Origin of the sequence: Phyllobacterium sp. 21LDTY02-6, from assembly GCF_023554255.2 — a bacterium.
In the GTDB taxonomy this organism is placed as follows: Bacteria; Pseudomonadota; Alphaproteobacteria; order Rhizobiales; family Rhizobiaceae; genus Phyllobacterium.
The window spans coordinates 135,117-157,723 of the sequence record NZ_JAMJWD020000004.1 but is presented as its reverse complement, the minus strand read 5'-3'; the positions used below and the strand labels follow the sequence as shown (position 1 = coordinate 157,723).

Genomic DNA, 22,607 nt, shown 5'->3' with positions numbered 1-22,607 from the left:
CTATCTCATGGCAGGTTCAGCTGCTCACGAAGCCCACCACGAACACCACGATCACAAACCGCGTGGTTGGGTGCGTTGGGTCTATTCGACCAACCACAAGGACATTGGAACGCTTTATCTGATCTTCGCGATCATCGCGGGCATTATCGGCGGTGTCTTGTCGATCGCCATGCGTGCGGAGCTCCAGCAGCCCGGCATCCAGATATTCCACGGCCTCGCCGCCATGGTCTACGGGTTCGAGGGCGATGCGGCGCTCGATGCCGGCAAGCACATGTATCTCGTCTTCACGACGGCCCACGGCCTCATCATGATCTTCTTCATGGTCATGCCGGCGCTGATCGGCGGTTTCGCCAACTGGATGGTGCCGATCATGATCGGTGCGCCGGACATGGCGTTTCCGCGCATGAACAACATCTCGTTCTGGCTGCTCCCGCCGGCACTGCTTCTCCTCCTGCTTTCGCTCTTCGTTCCGGGCCCGGCAGGCGGCTTCGGCACAGGCGGCGGCTGGACGATCTATCCGCCCCTGTCGACCTCGGGCCAGCCCGGTCCGGCGATGGATCTCGCGATCCTGTCGCTGCATATTGCCGGCGCCTCGTCGATCCTCGGCGCGATCAACTTCATCACCACGATCTTCAACATGCGCGCGCCGGGCATGACGCTGCACAAGATGCCGCTTTTCGCCTGGTCGGTGCTGATCACCGCCTTCCTGCTGCTCCTGGCCCTGCCGGTGCTCGCAGGCGGCATCACCATGCTCTTGACCGACCGCAATTTCGGCACTGCCTTCTTCGCTCCCGAAAACGGCGGTGACCCGATCCTTTTCCAGCATCTCTTCTGGTTCTTCGGTCATCCTGAAGTCTACATCATGATCCTGCCGGCCTTCGGCATCGTCAGCCACATCGTCTCGACCTTCTCGCGCAAGCCGATCTTCGGCTATCTCGGCATGGCCTATGCCATGGTCGCCATCGGCGTCGTCGGCTTCATCGTCTGGGCGCACCACATGTATACGGTGGGCCTGTCGCTCGAGACGCAGCGCTACTTCGTCTTCGCGACGATGGTCATCGCGGTTCCGACCGGCGTGAAGATCTTCTCCTGGATCGCCACGATGTGGGGCGGGTCGATCTCGTTCAAGCCGCCAATGGTCTGGGCTATCGGCTTCATCTTCCTGTTCACCGTCGGCGGCGTCACCGGCGTGCAGCTGGCCAATGCCGGTCTCGACCGCGCGATGCACGACACCTACTACGTGGTTGCCCACTTCCACTACGTCCTGTCGCTGGGCGCTGTCTTCGGCATCTTCGCGGGCTGGTACTACTGGTTCCCGAAAATGTCCGGTTACATGTACAACCAGACGATCGCCCATGTGCACTTCTGGGTAACGTTCATCGGCGTCAACCTTGTCTTCTTCCCGCAGCATTTCCTCGGGCTTGCCGGCATGCCGCGCCGCTATATCGATTATCCGGATGCGTTCCAGGGCTGGAACGAGGTATCCTCGATCGGTTCCTACATCTCGGGCGTCGCCGTACTGATCTTCCTCTTCGGCGTCTTCGAAGCCTTTGCCAAGAAGCGCGAAGCAGGAGCCAATCCGTGGGGTGTCGGCGCCACGACGCTGGAATGGCAGCTTTCTTCGCCGCCGCCCTTCCATCAGTGGGAACAGCTTCCACGCATCAAGTAACGATCAGGGCGGGCCGTCTTCATGGCGGCCCGCCCGACCAACACAGCAGCGGACTTTAAAAAGCGAATGTCACTTATCGAGAAACAGGCAGTCATGGATGCGGGCGCAGGTCTTTCAGAGGCCAGCGCATCGGATTTCATTGCCCTGCTCAAGCCTCGGGTCATGTCGCTCGTCATCTTCACCGGGTTCGTCGGCATGATGGCGGCGCCCGGCCATATCAATCCGGTCATCGCGGCGATCGCCATTCTGTGCATTGCCGTTGGAGCCGGCGCCTCCGGCGCGCTCAACATGTGGTACGACGCCGATATCGACGCGGTGATGAAGCGGACCGCCAAGCGGCCTATCCCGGCCGGACGCGTCTCGCGCGAGGAAGCGCTGGGCTTCGGCCTGGTGCTGTCGGCATTCTCGGTCGTCACGCTCGGGCTCTTCGTCAATCTCCTTGCCGCCTTCCTGCTCGCCTTCACCATCTTCTTCTATGCGGTGATCTATACGATCTGGCTGAAGCGCTCGACGCCGCAGAACATCGTCATCGGCGGCGCGGCGGGTGCGTTCCCGCCCATGATCGGCTGGGCCGCCGTCACCAATTCCGTCAGCATCGAGAGCATCGTGCTGTTCATGATCATCTTCCTGTGGACGCCGCCGCATTTCTGGGCGCTGTCGCTGTTCATGTCGGACGATTATGAAAAGGCCCGCATCCCGATGATGCCGAATGTGATGGGCGCGGCTTCGACCAAGTTCCAGATATTCCTTTATACGGTGCTGGTGGCGCCGGTTGGCGTGCTGCCCTGGGTGATGGGCTTTGCCGGGCCGGCCTATGGCGTGTTCTCCATCGTGATGGGTGCGCTGTTCCTGCTCTACGCCTTCAAGGTGTGGCGCGCGGAAGTCGGCGAGCCGATGATCAGCCCGGCAAAGAAGCTGTTCGCATTTTCGATCTTCTACCTGTTTTCGCTCTATGCCGTCCTCCTCGGCGAGGTTCTGGTCGGCAAGGCGATGGCGGCGTTCGGTGGGGCGATATGAGCGAGGATCGCGTTACCCTCACGGAAAAGCAGAAGCGGGCGCGGCGCAGCCGGTCGCTGGCCCTGGCGCTGGCGCTGGCCGCCTTCGTGGTCATCGTCTATGTGGGCACCTGGGCAAAGCTCGGTGCCGCTCTCTTCAACAGGCCGATGTAGGTTGGAAGAATGACACAGAGCAACGCACCCGCAAGGAAATCCCGCTGGTCCGACCGGACCATAGCGATTTCGTGCCTCGCCTTCTTCTTCGGCATGGTGGGCATGGCCTTTGCCGCGGTTCCGCTCTACGCGATGTTCTGCCAGGTCACGGGTTATGGCGGCACGACGCAGCGGGTCGAACAGGTTTCCGATACGATCCTCGACAGGAAGATCACGGTGCGCTTCGACGCCAATACGTCGGGCGGGCTGCCCTGGGATTTCAAGCCGGTGCAGCGCGAAGTGACGATGAATATCGGCGAGACGACGCTGATCAAGTACGAGGCCCGCAATGTCACCGGCAAGGCGACGGCGGGCAGGGCGTCCTTCAATGTCACGCCGCAGGCGGCGGGAGCCTATTTCAACAAGGTGGAGTGTTTCTGCTTTACCGATACGGTGTTGAAGCCGGGCGAGGACATGGAGATGCCGGTGGTCTTCTTCGTCGACCCGGAGATCGTCAATGCGCCGGAACTTGAAGGCGTTCACACAATTACCTTGTCCTATACATTCTTTCCGATCGACATGCCTGCGCCGGTTGCCGCCAGCGCCGATGTGACGAAGAAGGACAAGGCGGGACAACTCTGAACTTGCACCGGCAGTGCTGCCGATGTTTATTCGATAACAGACCTTGCGGGGGTTAAAATGGCCGAAGCGCACCAAAAGAACCACGACTACCATATTATCGATCCGAGCCCCTGGCCCTTTCTCGCCTCGGTCGGCGCTTTCATCCTGGCGATCGGCGGTATCGGCTTCATGCGGTACCATTCCGGCGGCGAGTTCGTTCTCTTCAATGCCAACCTGACCAACCCCTGGATATTCCTGGTCGGTCTGGTGATCGTACTCTACACCATGTTTGGCTGGTGGTCGGATACGATCAAGGAAGGCAAGCAGGGGCACCACACGCGGGTCGTCTCGCTGCACCTGCGTTATGGCATGATCATGTTCATCGCCTCCGAGGTGATGTTCTTCGCCGCCTGGTTCTGGGCGTTCTTCGATGCCAGCCTTTACCCCGCCGACGCGGAGCAGGTAGCCCGCGCAGCCTTCACCGGCGGCGTGTGGCCGCCCAAGGGCCTCGAAGTTCTCGACCCGCTGCACCTGCCGCTCTACAACACGGTGATCCTGCTGCTTTCCGGCACCACGGTGACCTGGGCCCACCATGCCTTGCTGCACAATGATCGCAAGGGCCTCATCACCGGCCTGTCGCTGACGGTGATCCTCGGCGTGCTGTTCTCCTTCGTGCAGGCCTATGAGTACATCCATGCGCCATTCGCGTTCAAGGATTCGATCTATGGCGCCACCTTCTTCATGGCGACCGGCTTCCACGGCTTCCATGTGATCATCGGGACGATCTTCCTGCTCGTCTGCCTCATCCGGGCGATCAAGAACGATTTCACCCCGCAGAAGCATTTCGGCTTCGAGGCTGCCGCCTGGTACTGGCACTTCGTCGACGTCGTATGGCTGTTCCTGTTCTTCACGGTCTATGTATGGGCTTCGTGGGGCGCGCCGCTGGCCGCCGAATAGGCACTCCGATCCGGGCGAGTCATCAGGGCGGCAGGTCAGACCTGCCGCCCTCTTTATTTGGACGCATTCGCCGGCGATATGCTGGATTCATGCCGATCTGGAAAACCATCCTCTGCGCCATCCTGCTTTGCCTCGGCATGGCCGCTTCGGCGCCGGCGCAGGATGGTCCGGTCGATCTCGTGCGCGTCTACAAGGCGGAGCGCCGCATGGAACTGCTGTCGGCGGGCAAGCCCATAAGGGAATACAGGATCGCACTTGGCGCGCGGCCCGTCGGCCACAAGCGCTGGGAAGGCGATGAACGCACGCCGGAGGGGCGATATGTGCTCGACTGGCGCAACCCGAAAAGCATGGCGCACAAATCCATCCATGTCTCCTACCCCAATGCGCAGGACAGGGCGGCGGCCCGCGCGCTTGGCGTCTCGCCGGGCGGCGACATCATGATCCATGGCGCCGTCAACGGCTATGGCTGGTGGGGCTGGGTGCTACAACTTATCGACTGGACAGATGGCTGCATAGCGGTCACTAATTCGCAGATGGATGAAATCTGGGCGCTCGTCCAGGATGGAACGCCAATCGAAATAAACCCCTGAGTTGGAAATCATGCAAGATGACAAGGCCCTATATCCGCCCGTTGATCCGTTCAGCGCTGGAATCAAGGCCCGCTGCCCGCGCTGCGGCCAGGGCAGGCTGTTCAATGGCTTCATAGCGCCGGCGCGCCAGTGCTCGAGCTGCGGGCTGGACTATTCGTTCATCGATTCCGGCGATGGCCCGGCCGTGCTTGTCATGTTGCTCATAGGCTTCATCGTCGTCGGGCTGGCGCTGTGGATGGAGGTCAATGTCGGCCCGCCGCTATGGGTGCATTTCCTGCTGTGGATACCGCTCGCGCTCGTCCTGTGCCTGACGGCGCTGCGCTGGATGAAGGGCGTCCTGATCGCGCTCCAGTACAAGCACAAGGCCGAAGAAGGCAAGCTCGACCTCCCGCATACGCATGAGCATTGAGCAATGGCTGAACGAAGGCGCTTTCCCTGGGTGAAATTCATCCTGGGCCTCCTGGTGTTCCTGGCCTTGATCGGTCTTGGCACATGGCAGGTGGAGCGGTTGCAATGGAAGGAAGGGCTGCTCGCGGAAATTGAGGCCCGCAGCCATGCCCCCGGTGCCTCGCTTGGCGAAATCGAAGCGCTCTGGCGCGACAGCCACGATGTCGATTACCGCACGGTCACCCTGTCGGGCCGGCTCCTGAACGACAAGGAACGCCACTTCTTCACCACCTACAAGGGCACGTCCGGCTATAATGTCTATACGCCGCTGGCGCTGGAGGATGGCAGGACGATCTTCGTCAATCGCGGCTTCGTTCCCTATGACCGGAAGGACCCGGCGACCCGTCCGGCGGGGCAGGTGGCAAGCCCGGTGACGATAACGGGCCTCGCGCGCAATCCGCTGCCCGGCAAGCCGTCCTCGCTGCTGCCGGACAATGACGCCGCGAGCAATATCTATTACTGGAAAGACCTGGCGGGAATGGCGGCGCAATCGGGCATCGCTGCCGATAGAGTGCTGCCATTCTTCGTCGATGCCAATGAGGCCCCGAACCCCGGCGGGCTTCCCGTCGGCGGCGTCACGATCATCGACCTGCCCAACAATCATCTGCAATATGCGGTGACATGGTACGGGCTTGCAGCGACGCTGCTGATCATCGCGGCAATCTCCTTCCTGCGCCGCAAACAGACCCCGCGGGACGGGCCGCCGGCGTGAGAAAAGCTGTTTCGGGCTTGACTTCGCGCCATTTGCCGCCCAATTCCGTGGTGAAGCAACACTACCTGCGAGATCCGGAGAACATGACCGACAAGAGCCCACTGACAATCCGCCTGTGCGGACCGCGCGGTTTTTGCGCCGGGGTGGATCGCGCCATCCAGATCGTCATTCTCGCTCTGAAGAAATATGGCGCTCCGGTCTATGTGCGCCATGAGATCGTGCATAATCGCTATGTGGTCGAGGGATTGCAGGCGCGGGGCGCGGTGTTCGTCGAGGAACTCGACGAGATACCGGACTGGCATCGCCGGCAGCCGGTGATCTTCTCCGCCCATGGCGTGCCGAAATCCGTGCCGACGGATGCGGAGAACAAGAACCTCTTCTATCTCGACGCCACCTGTCCGCTGGTGTCCAAGGTGCACAAGCAGGCGATGCGGCACCAGCGCCTCGGGCGCCATGTGGTGCTGGTCGGGCATTCGGGCCACCCCGAAGTGATCGGGACCATGGGCCAGTTGCCGGAGGGGGCAGTCACCCTCATCGAAACCATCGAGGATGCCGAGGCCTATATGCCCGAAGATCCGGCGAATCTCGGTTTCGTCACGCAGACGACGCTGTCGGTGGATGATACGGCGGGCATCATAGCGACGCTGCAGCGCCGTTTCCCGCAATTGACCGCGCCGGCCGCCGAATCCATCTGCTACGCCACGACCAACCGACAGGATGCGGTGAAGGCGGCCGCGCCGGGCTGCGATCTCTTTCTTATCGTCGGTGCGCCCAATTCGTCGAATTCCAAGCGCCTCGTCGAAGTGGCTGAGCGCTCGGGCGCAACGCAGTCCATGCTGGTGCAGCGCGCCTCGGACATCGACTGGGCGGCGATTGGCGAAATCGGCGTTGTCGGGCTTTCCGCTGGCGCGTCGGCCCCGGAGATCATCGTCGACGAGATCATCGAGGCATTTTCCGAGCGTTATGCCGTATCGATAGAACTGGCCGAAACGACCGTGGAAACCGAGAATTTCCACGTCATGCGCGATTTGCGCGATGTGGAATTGACGAACAGCGACATGGCGTTCGTCAACGGGGCGCACTGAGCATGGCGGTCTATACGGATATCAACGAAACGGACCTCGCGGGCTTTCTCAAGGATTACGACGTTGGCGAACTGCTCTCCTACAAGGGGATCGCGGAAGGCGTCGAGAATTCGAACTATCTCCTGCATACGAGCAAGGCCGCCTATATCCTGACGCTTTACGAAAAGCGCGTCGACAGCAACGATCTGCCATTCTTCCTCGGGCTCATGCAGCACCTGGCCGGCAAGGGCATCAGCTGTCCGCTGCCGGTGATCGGCAAGGACGGCAACAGCATAGGACGGCTGGCCGGACGCCCTGCCGCCCTCGTCACCTTCCTCGAAGGCATGTGGATGCGCCGGCCGACCGCCCAGCATTGCCATGCCGTCGGCGAGGCGCTGGCGCATCTGCATGTCGCAGGCGCCGATTTCCCCATGCGGCGCAGGAATGCGCTCTCGGTGCAGGATTGGCGGCCGCTCTGGAACAATTCGCGCGACGATGCGGATCGCGTCGAGCCGGGGCTGGCCCGCGAGACGGAAGCCGATCTCGCCTTCCTCGAGGAGAACTGGCCGGCGCATCTGCCTGCCGGCGTCATCCATGCCGATCTCTTCCCCGACAATGTCTTCTTCCTCGGGGCGAAGCTTTCCGGCCTCATCGATTTCTATTTCGCCTGCACGGACATACTGGCCTATGACGTTGCCGTATGTCTCAACGCCTGGTGCTTCGAAAAAGACTATTCCTTCAACATCACCAAGGGCACGGCATTGCTGCGCGGCTATAATTCGGTGCGCCCGCTTTCGCCGCAGGAGGTGGAAAGCCTGCCGGTCCTGGCGCGCGGTTCGGCGCTGCGCTTCATGCTGACCCGCCTCTATGACTGGTTGAACACGCCGGAGGGCAGCCTCGTCGTGAAGAAGGACCCGATGGAATATGTCCGGCGCATGCGCTTCCACAGGGCCGTGAAGACGGCCGAGGAATATGGGCTTGCAGCCGAAAGGGTCGCTTCGTGAAGCAGATCGAAGCTTTTACCGACGGCGCCTGTTCGGGCAATCCCGGTCCCGGCGGCTGGGGAGCGGTGCTGCGCTGGAACGGCAATGAAAAGGAACTTTCCGGCGGCGAGGCGGATACGACCAATAATCGCATGGAATTGATGGCGGCGATCTCCGCCCTCAACGCGCTGAAAGAGCCGTGTCATGTCGATCTCTATACCGACTCCGTCTATGTGCGCGACGGCATTTCCGGCTGGATCGAGGGCTGGAAGAAGAATGGCTGGAAGACCGCGGCGAAGAAGCCGGTGAAGAACGCCGAGCTGTGGCAGGCACTGGACGAGGCGAGGCGGCGTCATCACGTCGTCTGGCACTGGGTCAAGGGGCATGCCGGCCACCCGGAAAACGAGCGCGCCGACGAGCTCGCCCGCGCCGGCATGGCACCCTTCAAGCGCCCGAGAAAAGCCGGTTGAAAATCAGTGCTCTACCAGCAGAACTTGCCAGCCGCGATGAAAGAGGGCTTCCACCGCGGCGGGTTTGCTAGAGCTGCTCCAGTATGGTGGCGGCGCTTGAGGTAATGGCCTGGCCGGGCGCGTCTTCGATGTTGAGCTGCTTGACCACGCCATCCTCGATGAGCATGGAATAGCGCTTCGAGCGGACACCCATGGAACCCGCCGCCAGATCGATCTCGAGACCGACGGCCTTGGTGAAAGTGGCGTTGCCATCGGAAAGATAGAGGATCTTGCCCTCGCCATTGGTGGCCTTGGCCCAGGCGCCCATCACATGGGGATCGTTGACCGCCACGACGGCGATCGTATCGACGCCCTTGCCGAGGATGGCATCGCGGTTTTCCAGATATCCGGGCAGATGGTTCATGCTGCATGTGGGCGTGAAAGCGCCCGGCACTCCGAACAATACCACCTTCTTGCCCTTGAACAGCTCGTCCGATGTGATGTTGCTGACACCCTCGTCGGTCTTGCTCTTGAACGTAGCGTCAGGCAAGCGTTCGCCGATCTTGATGGTCATATCTGCTCCTTGGTGAAAATTTCGACACAGCGCATATAGATGATGCGCCATGGATTTGCGAGGCGTTGCGGCGCGATATTCGGGCCTGACTCAATCCTCGATGGATATGTGGCCCGAAACCGCCTCTTGCCCTTGTACCAGCGTGTAGTCCAGGACACCGGCCGGGCGGTCCTTGCCGGAAAGCACTGGCACGGCGAACGTCGCCTCCGTGCCTTCGCGCTTCTTGAGGTGAGCCATGCCGAGCGTGATGCCGCTCTGTCCCGCAGCGAAGAGATCGATGGCCGGGTCCTGCGATGGCAGCTTGACGGTGAGGTAGAGCACATCGCCTTTCTTCTTGCCGCTCGATATGCCGAAGGCATCGCTGGCCGGTGCCGGCAATTGCTGGAATGCGGTATCGACCAGCGTATCGGTCAGCGGATCGCTTTTCTGGCCGCCCACCGCAACGTCGAACTCAGCGGTTACCGGAATGCAGACCGTCTCGCAAATGCCGAGAAAAGCGTGCCCCTTGATGTGGGCAGGCCTGGATGTATCGGCAAGCGTGATGGAAACCGGCAGAAATACCGGCTTCTTGTACCCTGCCCAATGCGACGCGCCATCCTTGAAACGGTGCGGGGCAGGGAAGGACAATTCGTGCCCGGCGATATTGGCGCTTTGCGAAAGATCGAGCTCGGGCGGAACGCCGGCATCTCCCGGCTCGCGCCAATAGGTCTTCCAGCCCGGATCGAGGTTGATCTGCAAGGCACCGCGCACCGCGCGCGCGCCTGCGGCAGGTTCTTCCACGATAAGGCGAACCGCTCCGCCGGGCGTTTTCGTCCATTGCGAACTGCCGGCATTCGCAGTCGAAGCGAAGGCGGTGGCAGCCAGCATGATGAGGAGAGCTTTTCTCATGGAGGCGCACATTACAGCGCTTTGGGGCGGGAACAAGGAAGCTTGCAGGCCGCAATCATCATTTATCCGTGAGAGCATGGGCTACGAAAGTACGAGAGCCGGAGGGCAGAATTTATCCGTCATGTCGTTGTCATTTGCAAATTCCTTGGTAACCTTGAGGGATGGAGATTTTCAGCGACCCGACAAAGAACACTGGTTTTCTCAATGGGCACTTCCTTCTCGCCATGCCGGGAATGGATGACAGCCGTTTTGCACGTTCGGTCATCTATGTCTGCGCCCATTCGGACAAGGGCGCCATGGGCCTGATCATCAACCGGGTGCAGGAGATGGAATTCGCCGACATTCTGGTGCAATTGGGCGTGCTCGACGAGGAACAGGCGATTGTCATGCCCGACAGGACGCGGGATTTCCTGGTGCGCAGCGGCGGCCCGGTCGAGATGCGCCGCGGTTTCGTTCTGCATTCCGATGATTATTTGACGGATTCGACCATGCCCGTGGCTGAGGAGATCTGCCTCACCGGAACTATCGACATATTGCGGGCGATTTCCGGCGGCCGCGGTCCGCGGCGGGCGCTGATGACGCTTGGCTATTCCGGCTGGGCCTCGGGGCAGCTGGAAAACGAGATCGCCAATAATGGCTGGCTGACTTGTACTGCCACCCAGGAATTGCTGTTCGATACGGATATCGAGCGGAAATATGATCGCATCCTGAACCACATGGGTGTCGATCCCTCGCGGCTGGCGACCGAGGCCGGCCACGCCTGAGCTATCTCACGAAGCTTTCGACTGCTGGAACTGCTCGCGCAGCAGCTTTGTCACCGCGTCGATCGTCAGCGGCGGGCTGAACATGAAGCTCTGCGCATATTCGCAGCCCATCTGGCGCAATTGAAGCGCATCGCTCTCGCTCTCGATGCCTTCCGTGACGACGGATAGACCAAGATCATGCGCCATGCTGATGATTGAGCGCAGCAGCGTGACCTTCTGCGGCTGTTCGGCACGCAGGAACGACCTGTCGATCTTGATCATGTCGAACGGGAACGTGGTGAGGTAGGAGAGCGACGAATAGCCCGTGCCGAAATCGTCGAGCGATACGCCGACGCCCATCGCCCGCACGCTCGAAAGCACATAGGCGGAGCGCTCCGGATTCTCCATCATCAGGGACTCGGTAAGCTCGAGTTTCAGGCTGCCGGGCTTGATCTGGGTCTGCAGCAGCACCGAGCGCACATCGTCGATCAAGTCCTGGCGGATGAGCTGGCTGCTGGAGATATTCACCGATACGAACAGCGGCGTGGCGCCGACTGTGCGCTGCCAGCCGACAAGGTCCTCGGCGGCGCGTTGCATGGCGAAGAGGCCGAGCTGGACGATCAGGCCGGAGCTTTCGGCAATCGGAATGAACTCCGAAGGCGGTATCGAGCCGCGGCGCGGATGGTCCCATCGCATCAGCGCTTCGAACCCGGCAATGCTGTTGTCCTCGAGCCGGATGATGGGCTGGTAGGCCATGTGGATTTCGCGGCGCTCCAGCGCCCTGCGCAGATCGGATTCGAGCTGGAGGCGGTCGCTGCCCACGGCCCTGAAAGCCGGCCGGAACGGTTCGATACGATCGCCGCCGAAACGTTTGGCCTGGAACATCGCAAGTTCCGCATCCTTGACGAGATCCTCGGGCGAGGCGGTGCTGCCGCTGGTCCAGGTGATGAGGCCGAGCGACGCCGTCAGCACGATCTCGCGCTTGGAGAAGGCGATGGGCGCGCGTATCGCCTGCTTGATGGCATCGGCGAAGGCGGCGATCTTGGCCGGCTCGCTCTCCGATACGAGGATGAGCCCGAACTGGTCCGCGCTCAATCGGCTGAGCGTGTCCTGCGGGCGCAGGAGACGGTGCAGGCGGCGGGAAATCGTCAGCAGGAAAGTATCGCCGGCGGAGAGGCCAAGCCCGTCATTGACCTGCTTGAAGCGGTCTATATCGATGATGAACACCGTCGGGCGAATCTTGCTTTCCGTCTGGGCCATGGTGATGACGGAGCCGAGGCGGTCGAGAAAGAGCTCGCGGTTCGGCAGTCCGGTCAGATTGTCGTGGACGGCATTGTGCAGGAGCCGTTCTTCCGCCTTTTTCTGCTCGGTCACGTCGATCAGCGTGCCGACGCAGCGGACGATCTCGCCATCCGAGCCGATCACCGGGCGGGCCTTCAGCGAATACCAGTAATAATGGCCGTCATTGGCGCGCAGGCGGAAGGTCTGCGAGATGCGCCCGCGCCGGTTCTCCAGGATCACGTCGAGCGTCGTGCGGAAACGGTCGCGGTCGTCGGCATGCAATGATGGCAGCCAGTTGCGCACCGCGCCATGCAGGGAACTCGCCGAGGCGCCGAGGAAATTGGTGAGGTCCGGCGTCGTCACCACGCGGTCGCGCGGCACGTCCCAATCCCAGACGATATCGCCCGAACCGATGATCGCGAGCGCCTGCCGCTCGACATCGGAGAACAGCCCCTGCTGCAGCGCGCCGCCGGAAAAGGCATGCTGCATCACCGTGAAGCCGATCAGGAGCACGATGAGCACGAGGCCGCCGGCGAGGGCAGGTTGGATGATGTCGTTGGAAAGCAGACCCGAGACGGTCAGCCAGCTGCCGAGCAGCCAGACCAGCAGCAGCAGCCAGGTGGGAATGAGCATCACCGCCCGGTCATAGCTGCGGAACGAGAAGAAGCCGATCAGCACGGTTCCGGCGATGATGGTCAGGGCGAAGGAGAAACGGGCAATGCCTGCGGCGATCGGCGGATCGAAGATGGCGACGCCGGAGACGATGGCGAGGCCGAGAATCCAGGTCAGTGCGCCATAGCTGAAATTGTCGTGCCAGCGATTGAGGTTGAGATAGGTGAAGAGAAAGATCACCAGCGTCGCGGCCAGCGCCACCTCGGTGCCGGCGCGCCACATCTGCTCATTGCCGGGCGTGATCTCGATCAGCTTGCTCCAGAAGCCGAAATCGACGCAGATATAGGCCAGCACGGCCCAGGCGAGGGCGGCGGTGGCCGGAAAGAGCGAAGTGCCCTTGACCACGAAGAGAATGGTCAGGAACAGCGCGAGAAGCCCGGCAATGCCGAGCAGGATGCCGCGATAGAGCGTATAGGAATTCACCGTGTCCTTATAGGTATCGGGCTCCCACAGATAGACCTGCGGCAGGTTGGGCGAGGCAAGCTCGGCGACGAGCGTGATGACGGTCCCCGGATCGAGCGTGATGAGGAACACATCGGCATCGTCGCTCGCCTGCCGGTCCAGCGCGAAGCCTTCGCTGGGCGTGATCGACGCTATGCGGGTCGAGCCGAGATCGGGCCAGATGAAACCGGAGCCGACGAGGCGGAAATGCGGCGCGACGATGAGGCGGTCGATCTGCTCGTCGGTCGGATTGGCCAGCGAGAAAGCCGCCCAGTCGCCGGTCGCGCGCTTGTCATTGGCCGGAACCTCGATGCGCCTGACGATGCCATCCGCGCCGGGTGCAGTGGATATCTGGAAGGAATCGCCCTGGTTGCGGTAGATTTCCACGGCCTTGGAGAGATCGAGCGCGGTGCTTTCCTTGGTGATCTTGATGGTTTCAAGGGCATTCGCCGCCGATTGGGTTGCCACGAGAATTGCCGCAAGGACAAACACGCGGATGAAGCCTTTCAGCACCTGTCCTATAGAAAATACCACTGATCGAACCTTTAACTAGCGCCGCACATCGTCTTCGATCAATGAGAAGAGCAGATGGTTTTGCCATACACCATTAATCTTTAGGTAAGAGCGTAACAGTCCTTCCCTCTGAAATCCGGCTTTTTCGAGAAGCCTTATGGATCTCTCATTTGATGGAATACAGGCCGCTTCCAGCCGGTGCAACCTTACCTTGCCAAATGCATGGGGAATAAGCAGCTTGAGCGCCTCATACATATAGCCCTGGCCGGCGAAGGGCTGGCCGATCCAATAACCGATCATGGCGTTCTGCCCGACGCCGCGCCGTATGTTGCCGAGCGTTATCCCGCCCAGCAGGCGGGAATCCGCGTTGCGGAACAGGAAATACGGAAAGGCGGTGCCGGCCGCGGCTTCCTCGTCATAATGGCGGATCCTGTGACGGAAGGCGGCCCGTTCCAGATCGTCCGGCGCCCAGAGAGGCTCCCATGGCGCCAGAAAGTCGCGGCTCTGGGCGCGCAGGCTGGCCCAGGCCCTGTAGTCGGACAGCTGCGGCGGCCTGAGATGCAGCCGCTCCCCCTGCAGCGTCGGTGTAGCGCTTTTCAGGAAGGGGAGCGCTATCATGGCTGGCTAGACGGCGATTTTACGCAGGCTTGCCGTCGCTGGCTTCAATTGGCCGCGCAGATCCTCGAAGCCCATCAAGGGTTTGATGGGTCCGACGGCTGCGATGGTCGGCGTCGTATCGAGGAACAGGCGGCCGGCAAGATCGGTCAGGCGTTCCACCGTGATCTTCGACAGCCGCTCGACGAGTTCCTCGGTCGAGACCGGATTGCCGTAAAGCAGCATCTGCCGCGCGACCTGACCGGCCCGGCTCGCCGCACTCTCATGCGACATCAGCAGGCTGGCGCGGTATTGCGCCCTGGCGCGGTTCAGTTCGTCCTGGTGGATATTCTGCGACGCTTCATGCAGCTGGTCGATGATGACGGGCACCAGCTTCGTCAGATGGTCGCGCCCGGTGGCGGCATGGATGCCGAAGACGCCGGTATCGGAAAAGCCCCAGTGGAAGGCATAGACGGAATAGCACAGCCCGCGCTTTTCGCGCACTTCCTGGAACAGCCGCGACGACATTCCGCCGCCGAGGACCATCGAAAGCAGCTGCGAGGCGTAGAAATCGCGCACGTGATAGGCGCGACCCTCGAAGCCGATCACCACCTGCGCGTCCATCAGGTCGCGATGCTCGCGGAAATCGCCTCCGATATAGGTCGAAACATCCGGCTCGGGCGCCGTGGCCGTGGAGCGGAAGGAGCCGAGGCGCTTTTCCACCTCGCGCACGAATTCGTCGTGCCGGACGCCGCCGGCGGCCACGACCACCATGCGCTCCGCGCTATATTGTTCTTCCATGTAGCGGCGCAGATCCGCCGATGAGAAGGATGCGACGGTTTCAGGCGTGCCGAGCGTGGTCCGGCCGATCGTCTGGTCCTGGAACGCAGCCTCGGTAAAACGGTCGAACACGACATCGTCGGGCGTATCATGCGCCGCGCCGATCTCCTGCATGATGACGTTTTTCTCGCGCTCCAGTTCCTCCTCGTCGAATTTGGGGCTGGTCAGGATGTCGGTGAGAATATCGATCGCCAGCGGCATGTCATCGCGCAGCACTCGTGCAAAATAGGATGTCGTCTCGACGCTCGTCGCGGCATTCATCTCGCCGCCGACATCCTCGATATCCACGGCGATCTTCCATGCGGACCGGTTTTCGGTCCCCTTGAACGCCATATGCTCGAGCAGATGGGCTATGCCATGCTGGCCCTTGGCCTCGTTCCGCGAACCCGCCTTGACCCAGATGCCAAGTGCTACGCTCTCCACATGCGGCATCGTCTCTGTCGCAATCGTCAAACCGTTGGAGAGGCGACTGATTTCAACGCCCATGCAATGCTCCTTACTTCGCGGCCCTTGAGTGCCGGCTTACGTACTCTTCCACATTTAACAGGTCGTTGGGAAGTACCGCAAAGCGTTCTTTTCGCTGCATCAGGTCGGCAAGCCAATGCGGAAGCTCGGGCGTGATGCCGCTAGCAGCTTGAACTGCATCGGGAAATTTGGCCGGATGGGCCGTTGCGAGGACCACGCTCGTGCTGCCCGGGGCAAGCGTTTCGCGCGCTACCTTGACGCCGATGGCGGAATGCGGGTCGAGCAGATAGCCGGACTTCTCCAGCACGTCGCCGATCATCTTCGCCGTCTCGTCCATGGTGGAGCGGCCCGCGTCGAACTCCGCCCTGATCCGCGTCAGTGCGTCCGCGCCGATGGTGAAGCTCCCTGACTGTTTCAGCCCGTCCATCAGCCGCACGATCGCGCTGGCGTCGCGCCCATGCGCCTCGAACAGCAATCGCTCGAAATTGGAGGAAACCTGGATGTCCATGGATGGCGAGGTGGTGTGCAGGACGCCGCGGGTCTCATATGAACCGGATGCAAGCGTCCGCATCAGAATGTCGTTGTCATTGGTGGCGATGACGAGCCGCTCTATCGGAAGCCCCATCTTCTTGGCGACATAGCCTGCGAAAATATCGCCGAAATTGCCCGTGGGCACCGTGAAGGAAACCGGCCGGTCCGGGCTGCCGAGCGCAAGGGCGCTGGTGAAATAATAGACGATCTGGGGCATGATCCGCGCCCAATTGATCGAATTCACCCCGGAAAGCGCGAGAGAATCGCGAAATTTCAGGTCGTTGAACATGCCTTTGACGAGCGATTGGCAATCGTCGAAATTGCCCTCTACGGCCAGCGCATGCACATTGGCCGCGCCGGAGGTCGTCATCTGCCGCTGCTGGACCGGCGAGACCCTGTTATGCGGAAACAGGATGAAAATATCCGTGCGGTCGCGATTGGCGAAAGCCTCGATGGCAGCGCCGCCCGTATCGCCGGAGGTCGCGCCGACGATCGTCGCGCGCTGGTCGCGCCGGGTCAGGATGTGATCCATGAGGCGCGCAAGCAACTGCATGGCGACATCCTTGAAGGCGAGCGTCGGCCCATGAAACAATTCGAGCACGAATTCATTATGGCCGGTCTGGACCAGAGGGCAGACGGCTTCGTGGCGGAAGGTGCCATAGGCCTCGCGGACCATGGTTTCGAACTCGCCGCCGTCGATATCGCCTTCGATGAAGGGCGTCAGGACTTCGATGGCGATCTCGGCATAGGTCTTGCCGCGCATCGCTCTCAACTGCTCGGCGGAAAAGCTCGGAAACTCCCGCGGCAGGTACAAGCCGCCATCGCGGGCGAGACCCGCCAGAAGCGCGTCGGAAAAGTTCAACTCGGGCGCTGTGCCGCGGGTGCTGACATATCTCATATTACCTGCCCTAGATCCCTTGCGTAGAAGTGCGGTTATTGCAACCGGCAAAAAAGCTCGCAATGCCCCGTCGCATTCTCGGCGTACCGTTGGTATAGATCATGTCCATTCGTCAAGGTTTGTTGTTCGAGGAAATACCGTTCATGAAGTCTGAAACAGAAAAATCTCGGCCATTCTATCAACATTGCGCCCCATTCTTTGCAATGATCTTCGCTTTCGGCCTGAGTGCATGTTCCACATCGAGCGATGCCACCGATCCAAACAGCCCGAAGGCCCAGGAACTGGCGCAGGCCCAGGAGCGCATCAAAGCGTCGGACCTGCTCGGGTTTTGCCCGCCGGTGACCATCCGCGAAGGCACGGCCATCATCAGCAATTACGGCAAGGCGGAGAAAACCCCTGAAAACCTGATCTACCAGGCCTCCATCTCGAACGAGACCCGTTCCTGCAAGACCGTGGACGGCACGCTCACGATGAATGTCGCCATCGCCGGCAAGATCGTGCCGGGTCCGAAGTTCGCGCCGGGCACCGTCAACATGCCGATCCGCGTCGCGGTCGTGCAGGGCAGCGATGTGCTCTATTCGAAGCTGCACACGCAGCAGATTTCGGCAACGCCGGGCGCAGCGACGCAGTTCGTGTTCAATGATGCGGAAGTCGCATTCCCCAAGCCGACGGCGCAGAATGTGCAGGTCTTCATCGGTTTCGACGAGGCTGGCGCGGCGCCCGCCAAGAAGCGCAAGAGCTGAATGAAAGAGGCCGGGCTGGCTGGCCCGGCTTCCGGCTCAGCTGGCCTCTGACCAGATCGACAGCGCCTGAATGACGGCCGGCAGGTCCTTGTGCCGGCTGATGACGGTTTCGGCGCCCGCATCAGTCAGCCGGTCCGCATGGCCGGGATAGGTATGGGAGCCGCCGGTAAAACCGATGACCCGCATGCCGGCGGCGCTGGCCGCATGAACGCCGTGGGACGAATCCTCGATCACGATGGCGTGGCGTGGATCGACCTCGAACTGCTTGGCCGCATAGAGAAAGACGTCAGGCGCCGGCTTCGGCTTCTGCGTGCCGACTTCCCTTGCCGAAAAGATGTGCGGAGCAAAGAGCTCGTAGAGCGTGCTCTGCTCGAGCATCATCTTGAGCGACGATCCGATGGAGTTGGATGCGATACATTTGCGATAGGGCAGGTTGGCCACGACCTGCTCCACGCCCTCGATGACGTTCAGCTCGTTACGCAGCTTGTGGTCCATCTGCCGGGCGGATTCCTCGATGAGCTGTGCCGAGATCGGTATGCCGGACTCCTTCTCCACCTGGAGGAGGATGTCCGTCCAGGTCAGTCCCGCGAAACGCTCGGCAATCGTCTCGGGATCGATCGGATAGCCGGACTGCGTCAGCAATTCGGACTCGACCTGGGCGGCGAGAAATTCCGAATCGACGAGCACGCCGTCGCAATCGAAAATAATGAGCTGGGGTTCCATGATATACCTGTCCATGCGGAGTGCGTCCGCCAGCAGCGGACAATCTTGGGGGATGGCGGCTGACTACACGCTAATCGCCGGGGCGTCAAAGAAAAGCTGGCATCTTGCGGCGGGGCGCGGCCTCTTAACGCGATATTTACCGTGCCCGGTAACCATAAGCGGAGTTTAGCGTCCCGAGTAGTCGAGTATCCCATGTCAGTTGTACGCCTTGTGAATGAACTTCCCCAAGTTGCGCCGCAGGCTTCCTGGCGCGACACCATCCTGAAAGGTGATTGCGTCGCCGCCCTCAACCGCCTGCCGGACCATTCCGTCGATGTGATTTTTGCCGATCCGCCCTATAATTTGCAGCTTGAGGGTGAGTTGCTTCGTCCAGATCAATCGAAAGTTGATGCGGTGGACGACCATTGGGACCAGTTCGACAGTTTCCAGGCCTATGACGCCTTCACCCGCGCCTGGCTTCTGGCGTGCCGCCGTGTCCTGAAACCCAGCGGCACGATCTGGGTCATCGGCTCGTACCACAATATCTTCCGCGTCGGCACCGCCATGCAGGACCTTGGCTTCTGGATGCTCAACGACATCATCTGGCGCAAGAACAACCCCATGCCGAATTTCCGCGGCCGGCGCTTCCAGAATGCGCATGAGACGATGATCTGGGCATCGCGGGATCGCCAGGCAAAATCATACACGTTCAATTACGAGGCCATGAAGGCAGCCAATGACGATCTGCAGATGCGTTCGGATTGGCTTTTCCCGATCTGCACCGGGGCGGAGCGTCTCAAGGATGAGAATGGCGACAAGGTCCACCCGACACAGAAGCCCGAAGCGCTGCTGGCCCGGATACTCATGGCTTCGAGCAAGCCCGGCGACGTCATTCTCGATCCCTTCTTCGGATCGGGGACGACCGGCGCCGTCGCAAAACGTCTCGGGCGCCACTTCGTCGGCATCGAGCGGGAGCAGAAATATATCGACGCCGCGACTGCTCGCATCGCGGCTGTCGAGCCTCTGGCGGGAGCGGAACTGACGGTCATGTCGAGCAAGCGCGCCGAGCCGCGCGTCGCCTTCGGGACCATCGTCGAATCCGGCATGTTGAAGCCGGGAGCGATCCTCAGCGACGCCCGCCGGCGTCATGCGGCCATCGTGCGCGCGGACGGCACTGTCGCATCGGGCGGCGATGCCGGATCGATCCACCGCATGGGAGCCCGGGTCCAGGGCCTGGATGCCTGCAATGGATGGACCTTCTGGCATTTCGAGGACGAAGGCCAGCTGAAGCCCATCGACGAACTGCGCAAGCAGGTTCGCAGCGGCATGGCGCCGGCCGGAGCCTGACGAGCCGCTGCCTCAACGAGCCGCTGCCTGGCCGGTAGACCGATCCTCGCCTCGAAGCGGGGATCGACTGCGTCAGACGGCTATTCCGAACCGCGCCAGGTCGGCGCGCAATGTCGCTGGGTCGATGAACTGCACCGCCTGCCAGCCGGCATTCTGTGCGCCGACGACATTTTTGGCACTGTCGTCGATGAACAGCGTCGCCGCCGGGTCGAGGTCGAAGGCCGCGACGTGGCGGTCATAGATTTCCCGGTCCGGCTTGATGTATCCGATATCGCCGGAGACCGTCACGCCGCGGCTTGTCGTCAGGAACGGGAAGCGCTCCCAGGCCTCGCGCAATGTATCCGAGGCGAAATTCGTCAGCATCGTCACATCATGCCCATCGGCGATGAGCTTGCGGAGAATTTCGACGCTGCCATCGATGGAATGGGTGATCATCAGGTGCCAGTTCTGGCGGAACGCCCTGATGTGCTGCTCGCAATCGGGGAAATCGGCGATCAGCAGCGCCTCCGCGTCTTCCCATTTGCGGCCGCGATCCTGCTCGATGTTCCAGGCGCTGGTGCAGACATTGTCGAAAAACCATTTGCGCTCGTCGGCATCGGGTATCAACGAACGAAAGGCGGCGTCCGGTTCATAATGGATCAAAACCTGGCCGATATCGAAGACAATATGCTTCACGGGCGTCATCATTTGTTCCTTCTCGTTGCGAAAGCGTAGGGAATTGCAGCAGCAATGGCCTTTTTCATGACCGTCGGCAACGCTTCTTCGGACAATCGGTCGATTTGTACCCACCAGCCGGGAAGTCCGGGCAATGCCGGGGCATCTTCGAGGCGAAAAACGCTCAGTCTCAGTTCGAAATGGGTGAAGACATGGGTGATCGTGCCGCATGGGAGCCAGTCCGCGGGGTAGGGTGCGCCCGCGACGCCGGCTTCGCCGTCCTGCCGTGCGGTCCATGCCGTCGTCGGCACCTCGCTCATGCCGCCAAGCAGGCCGGATTCGGCGCGCCGCTGCAGATAGACCGCGCCATCGGCGGAAATGGCGACGAAAGCCGCGCCGACGCGCACCGGCTTGGCCTGCTTTTGCGCCTTCACCGGAAAGGGTTCCGGGTCGCCGCTGCGGAATGCCTCGCAATCGGGCTGCACCGGGCAGATGATGCAGGCCGGCCGCTTCGGCGTGCAGATCGTGGCGCCGAGGTCCATCATCGCCTGCGCAAAATCGCCGGGCCGCTCCAATGGGGTGATGCGCTGCGTATGCGAGCGGATCAATGGCTTGGCTGCCGGCAGCGGCGTCTCGATGGCGTGGAGCCGGGAGACGACGCGCTCCACATTGCCATCGACGACCGCGACAGGGCGGTCGAACGCGATGGATGCGATGGCGGCGGCGGTGTAGTCGCCTATTCCCGGCAAGCGCTTCAACCCTTCCGCATCGTCGGGAAAGCGCCCGCCATATTGGCTGGCGACCACATCCGCGCATTTCTTCAGGTTGCGGGCGCGCGAATAATAGCCAAGTCCGGCCCAGGCCCGCAAAATATCGTCCTGGCTCGCCGCTGCGAGATGCTCGATCGTCGGCCAGCGCTCGAGAAAGGTTCGATAATACGGCTTTACCGCTTCGACCGTCGTCTGCTGCAGCATGATTTCGGAAAGCCATACGGCGTAGGGATCGGTCCGCTTGCCTGCCCGCCGGTCCGCCGGGGCCGTCCGCCATGGCAGAATCCGATGGTGCGAATCGTACCATGCCAAGAGCTTCGCACTGAGATCGGGGCCGCAACTGTCCATGGCCGCCTGATTACCGCAGACCGTTACCGAATGCATCTTCCGAAATGCCGCAAGCAGACGCAGAGCGTTCCCGAAAGCGCCCGGACGCGAACTTTTGTCTAAGCCACGGTAATTTTGTTTGTGTTGACATTCAGGTCCAACCGCTCCACGAGCAGATACGCAAATAAACCCATGCGAGAATTTACGCTTGTCTGTACCTGTATACGTCATCAATCTCGAGCGCTCCCATAAGCGCTGGGAGACAATTCGGGGCAGTGCCGAAAAGTTTGACATCGATATCCGGCGCATAGAGGCCGTCGATGGCGGCGCCTATGTGCCCGGGGTGGCTGAACTCGATGAGCGCGCATTCTTCCGCCAGCATGGGCGCTCGGTGCTTCCGGGCGAGATCGGCTGTTATCTCAGCCATATCGCGGCGCTTAATGCGATCGCTGCCGGCGAGGAGCCTCATGCGGTGATCGTAGAGGACGATGTGGAGTTCAAGCCCGGCTTTCTGCCCTTTGTGGAACGGCTGTCGCGGCTCGGCGGTTGGGATGCGGTGAAGCTCGTCAACCATCGCACCGCGGCTTTCCGGACCTTTGCGACGATCGATGGCGTTCACGTCGGTCGCTGCCTGCACGGGCCGCTCGGCAGTGCGGCGGCCTATATGGTCACCCGCGAAGGCGCGGCGCGGCTGGCGCGTGCGCTGCTGCCCATGTCGCTGCCCTATGACGTGGCGCTGGAGCGCGGCTGGGCCGGCCGTTTCAGCCTGCTTGCCACCAGGGAGCGTGTTGTCGGGCTTTCCCCCGAGGCGCCGACGACGATCGGGAGCCGCAAGCGCTACTCCTCCACCAAGCCTGCCGCCTGGAAGCGCTCCGGCGCGCTGTTGTTCCGGACAGGTGACTATATCCGCCGAGTCCTTTATGGATTGCAGACGGTTCGATTGAAGGAACTGAAAGAGTGAGGCTTGTCCAACGCATTTTCCTG

24 protein-coding genes are annotated in these 22,607 nt (G+C 61.5%); 15 read left to right on the top strand and 9 right to left on the bottom strand.

Annotated elements, in window-relative coordinates; translation table 11 throughout:
* Positions 1-7 precede the first annotated feature (7 nt).
* From ctaD to rnhA, 11 genes are all read left to right on the top strand, one after another.
* The gene (gene ctaD / locus M8997_RS14865) at positions 8-1,669 is read left to right on the top strand and encodes a cytochrome c oxidase subunit I (RefSeq protein ID WP_250014835.1); all 1,662 of its coding nucleotides are present in this window, start codon (positions 8-10) and stop codon (positions 1,667-1,669) included.
* Positions 1,670-1,735: 66 nt separating this feature from the next.
* Positions 1,736-2,686 carry a heme o synthase gene (locus M8997_RS14860; RefSeq protein WP_250014833.1) on the top strand — a complete coding sequence of 317 codons (951 nt, stop codon included), beginning with the start codon at positions 1,736-1,738 and terminating at the stop codon, positions 2,684-2,686.
* Positions 2,683-2,838 (top strand): hypothetical protein, encoded by a 156-nt coding sequence (locus tag M8997_RS14855; RefSeq protein ID WP_250014830.1) that lies wholly within the window; start codon positions 2,683-2,685, stop codon positions 2,836-2,838. Before M8997_RS14860 ends, M8997_RS14855 begins: the two co-directional genes overlap by 4 nt.
* A 9-nt stretch (positions 2,839-2,847) precedes the next feature.
* The gene (locus M8997_RS14850) at positions 2,848-3,459 is read left to right on the top strand and encodes a cytochrome c oxidase assembly protein (protein WP_250014827.1); all 612 of its coding nucleotides are present in this window, start codon (positions 2,848-2,850) and stop codon (positions 3,457-3,459) included.
* Positions 3,460-3,516: 57 nt separating this feature from the next.
* Positions 3,517-4,395 carry a cytochrome c oxidase subunit 3 gene (locus M8997_RS14845; protein WP_250014825.1) on the top strand — a complete coding sequence of 293 codons (879 nt, stop codon included), beginning with the start codon at positions 3,517-3,519 and terminating at the stop codon, positions 4,393-4,395.
* An 89-nt stretch (positions 4,396-4,484) separates the two neighbouring features.
* Entirely contained in the window at positions 4,485-4,985 is a 501-nt protein-coding gene (locus tag M8997_RS14840) for a murein L,D-transpeptidase family protein (protein ID WP_371929588.1), read from the top strand.
* 10 nt (positions 4,986-4,995) lie between these two features.
* Entirely contained in the window at positions 4,996-5,394 is a 399-nt protein-coding gene (locus M8997_RS14835) for a DUF983 domain-containing protein (protein WP_250014823.1), read from the top strand.
* 3 nt (positions 5,395-5,397) lie between these two features.
* Positions 5,398-6,144, top strand: coding sequence for an SURF1 family protein (locus tag M8997_RS14830; RefSeq protein ID WP_250014821.1), 747 nt, complete (start codon positions 5,398-5,400; stop codon positions 6,142-6,144).
* 83 nt (positions 6,145-6,227) lie between these two features.
* Positions 6,228-7,229: a 4-hydroxy-3-methylbut-2-enyl diphosphate reductase gene (gene ispH / locus M8997_RS14825; RefSeq protein WP_250014819.1), complete on the top strand. Its 1,002-nt coding sequence runs from the start codon at positions 6,228-6,230 to the stop codon at positions 7,227-7,229.
* Positions 7,230-7,231: 2 nt separating this feature from the next.
* Complete coding sequence (locus M8997_RS14820; protein ID WP_250014816.1) at positions 7,232-8,212, top strand: homoserine kinase; 981 nt, start codon at positions 7,232-7,234, stop codon at positions 8,210-8,212.
* Positions 8,209-8,661, top strand: a complete 453-nt coding sequence (rnhA, locus tag M8997_RS14815) for a ribonuclease HI (RefSeq protein ID WP_250014814.1) — start codon at positions 8,209-8,211, stop codon at positions 8,659-8,661. Before M8997_RS14820 ends, rnhA begins: the two co-directional genes overlap by 4 nt.
* Before the next feature lie 67 nt (positions 8,662-8,728).
* Here rnhA and M8997_RS14810 read toward each other — a convergent pair whose 3' ends face one another.
* Positions 8,729-9,214: a peroxiredoxin gene (locus M8997_RS14810; RefSeq protein WP_250014812.1), complete on the bottom strand. Its 486-nt coding sequence runs from the start codon at positions 9,212-9,214 to the stop codon at positions 8,729-8,731.
* A gap of 90 nt (positions 9,215-9,304) precedes the next feature.
* Positions 9,305-10,102: a protein-disulfide reductase DsbD domain-containing protein gene (locus M8997_RS14805; protein ID WP_250014809.1), complete on the bottom strand. Its 798-nt coding sequence runs from the start codon at positions 10,100-10,102 to the stop codon at positions 9,305-9,307.
* 161 nt (positions 10,103-10,263) lie between these two features.
* On the opposite strand from M8997_RS14805, the gene M8997_RS14800 reads away from it, so the two are divergent.
* Positions 10,264-10,866, top strand: coding sequence for a YqgE/AlgH family protein (locus M8997_RS14800; RefSeq protein ID WP_250014806.1), 603 nt, complete (start codon positions 10,264-10,266; stop codon positions 10,864-10,866).
* A 6-nt stretch (positions 10,867-10,872) separates the two neighbouring features.
* Here the strand turns inward: M8997_RS14800 and M8997_RS14795 are convergent, their stop codons facing one another.
* From M8997_RS14795 to thrC, 4 genes are read right to left on the bottom strand one after another with little or no spacing between them, the layout of a single operon-like run.
* Positions 10,873-13,749: an EAL domain-containing protein gene (locus M8997_RS14795; protein WP_250015432.1), complete on the bottom strand. Its 2,877-nt coding sequence runs from the start codon at positions 13,747-13,749 to the stop codon at positions 10,873-10,875.
* Between the two features lie 39 nt (positions 13,750-13,788).
* Positions 13,789-14,370 (bottom strand): GNAT family N-acetyltransferase, encoded by a 582-nt coding sequence (locus M8997_RS14790; protein ID WP_250014804.1) that lies wholly within the window; start codon positions 14,368-14,370, stop codon positions 13,789-13,791.
* 6 nt (positions 14,371-14,376) lie between these two features.
* Positions 14,377-15,672 (bottom strand): pitrilysin family protein, encoded by a 1,296-nt coding sequence (locus M8997_RS14785; protein WP_250014802.1) that lies wholly within the window; start codon positions 15,670-15,672, stop codon positions 14,377-14,379.
* A gap of 10 nt (positions 15,673-15,682) precedes the next feature.
* Positions 15,683-17,080: a threonine synthase gene (gene thrC, locus M8997_RS14780; RefSeq protein ID WP_250014800.1), complete on the bottom strand. Its 1,398-nt coding sequence runs from the start codon at positions 17,078-17,080 to the stop codon at positions 15,683-15,685.
* A gap of 143 nt (positions 17,081-17,223) precedes the next feature.
* Between thrC and M8997_RS14775 the strand changes: the two genes are divergently transcribed.
* Entirely contained in the window at positions 17,224-17,823 is a 600-nt protein-coding gene (locus M8997_RS14775; protein WP_250014797.1) for a hypothetical protein, read from the top strand.
* Between the two features lie 36 nt (positions 17,824-17,859).
* Here the strand turns inward: M8997_RS14775 and M8997_RS14770 are convergent, their stop codons facing one another.
* On the bottom strand, positions 17,860-18,549 hold the full coding sequence (locus tag M8997_RS14770; RefSeq protein ID WP_250015430.1) for an HAD-IA family hydrolase: 690 nt from the start codon (positions 18,547-18,549) through the stop codon (positions 17,860-17,862).
* A gap of 189 nt (positions 18,550-18,738) precedes the next feature.
* Between M8997_RS14770 and M8997_RS14765 the strand changes: the two genes are divergently transcribed.
* Positions 18,739-19,872 carry a site-specific DNA-methyltransferase gene (locus tag M8997_RS14765; protein ID WP_250014796.1) on the top strand — a complete coding sequence of 378 codons (1,134 nt, stop codon included), beginning with the start codon at positions 18,739-18,741 and terminating at the stop codon, positions 19,870-19,872.
* 72 nt (positions 19,873-19,944) lie between these two features.
* Here M8997_RS14765 and M8997_RS14760 read toward each other — a convergent pair whose 3' ends face one another.
* Together M8997_RS14760 and mutY are read right to left on the bottom strand one after the other, a co-directional pair.
* Positions 19,945-20,556 carry an HAD family phosphatase gene (locus M8997_RS14760; protein ID WP_250014795.1) on the bottom strand — a complete coding sequence of 204 codons (612 nt, stop codon included), beginning with the start codon at positions 20,554-20,556 and terminating at the stop codon, positions 19,945-19,947.
* Complete coding sequence (mutY, locus tag M8997_RS14755) at positions 20,556-21,644, bottom strand: A/G-specific adenine glycosylase (protein WP_250014794.1); 1,089 nt, start codon at positions 21,642-21,644, stop codon at positions 20,556-20,558. The genes M8997_RS14760 and mutY overlap by 1 nt, the downstream gene beginning before the upstream one ends.
* Positions 21,645-21,831: 187 nt before the next feature.
* Here mutY and M8997_RS14750 point away from each other — a divergent pair, with 187 nt between their 5' ends.
* Positions 21,832-22,584, top strand: a complete 753-nt coding sequence (locus M8997_RS14750; RefSeq protein ID WP_250014793.1) for a glycosyltransferase family 25 protein — start codon at positions 21,832-21,834, stop codon at positions 22,582-22,584.
* Positions 22,585-22,607 lie beyond the last annotated feature (23 nt).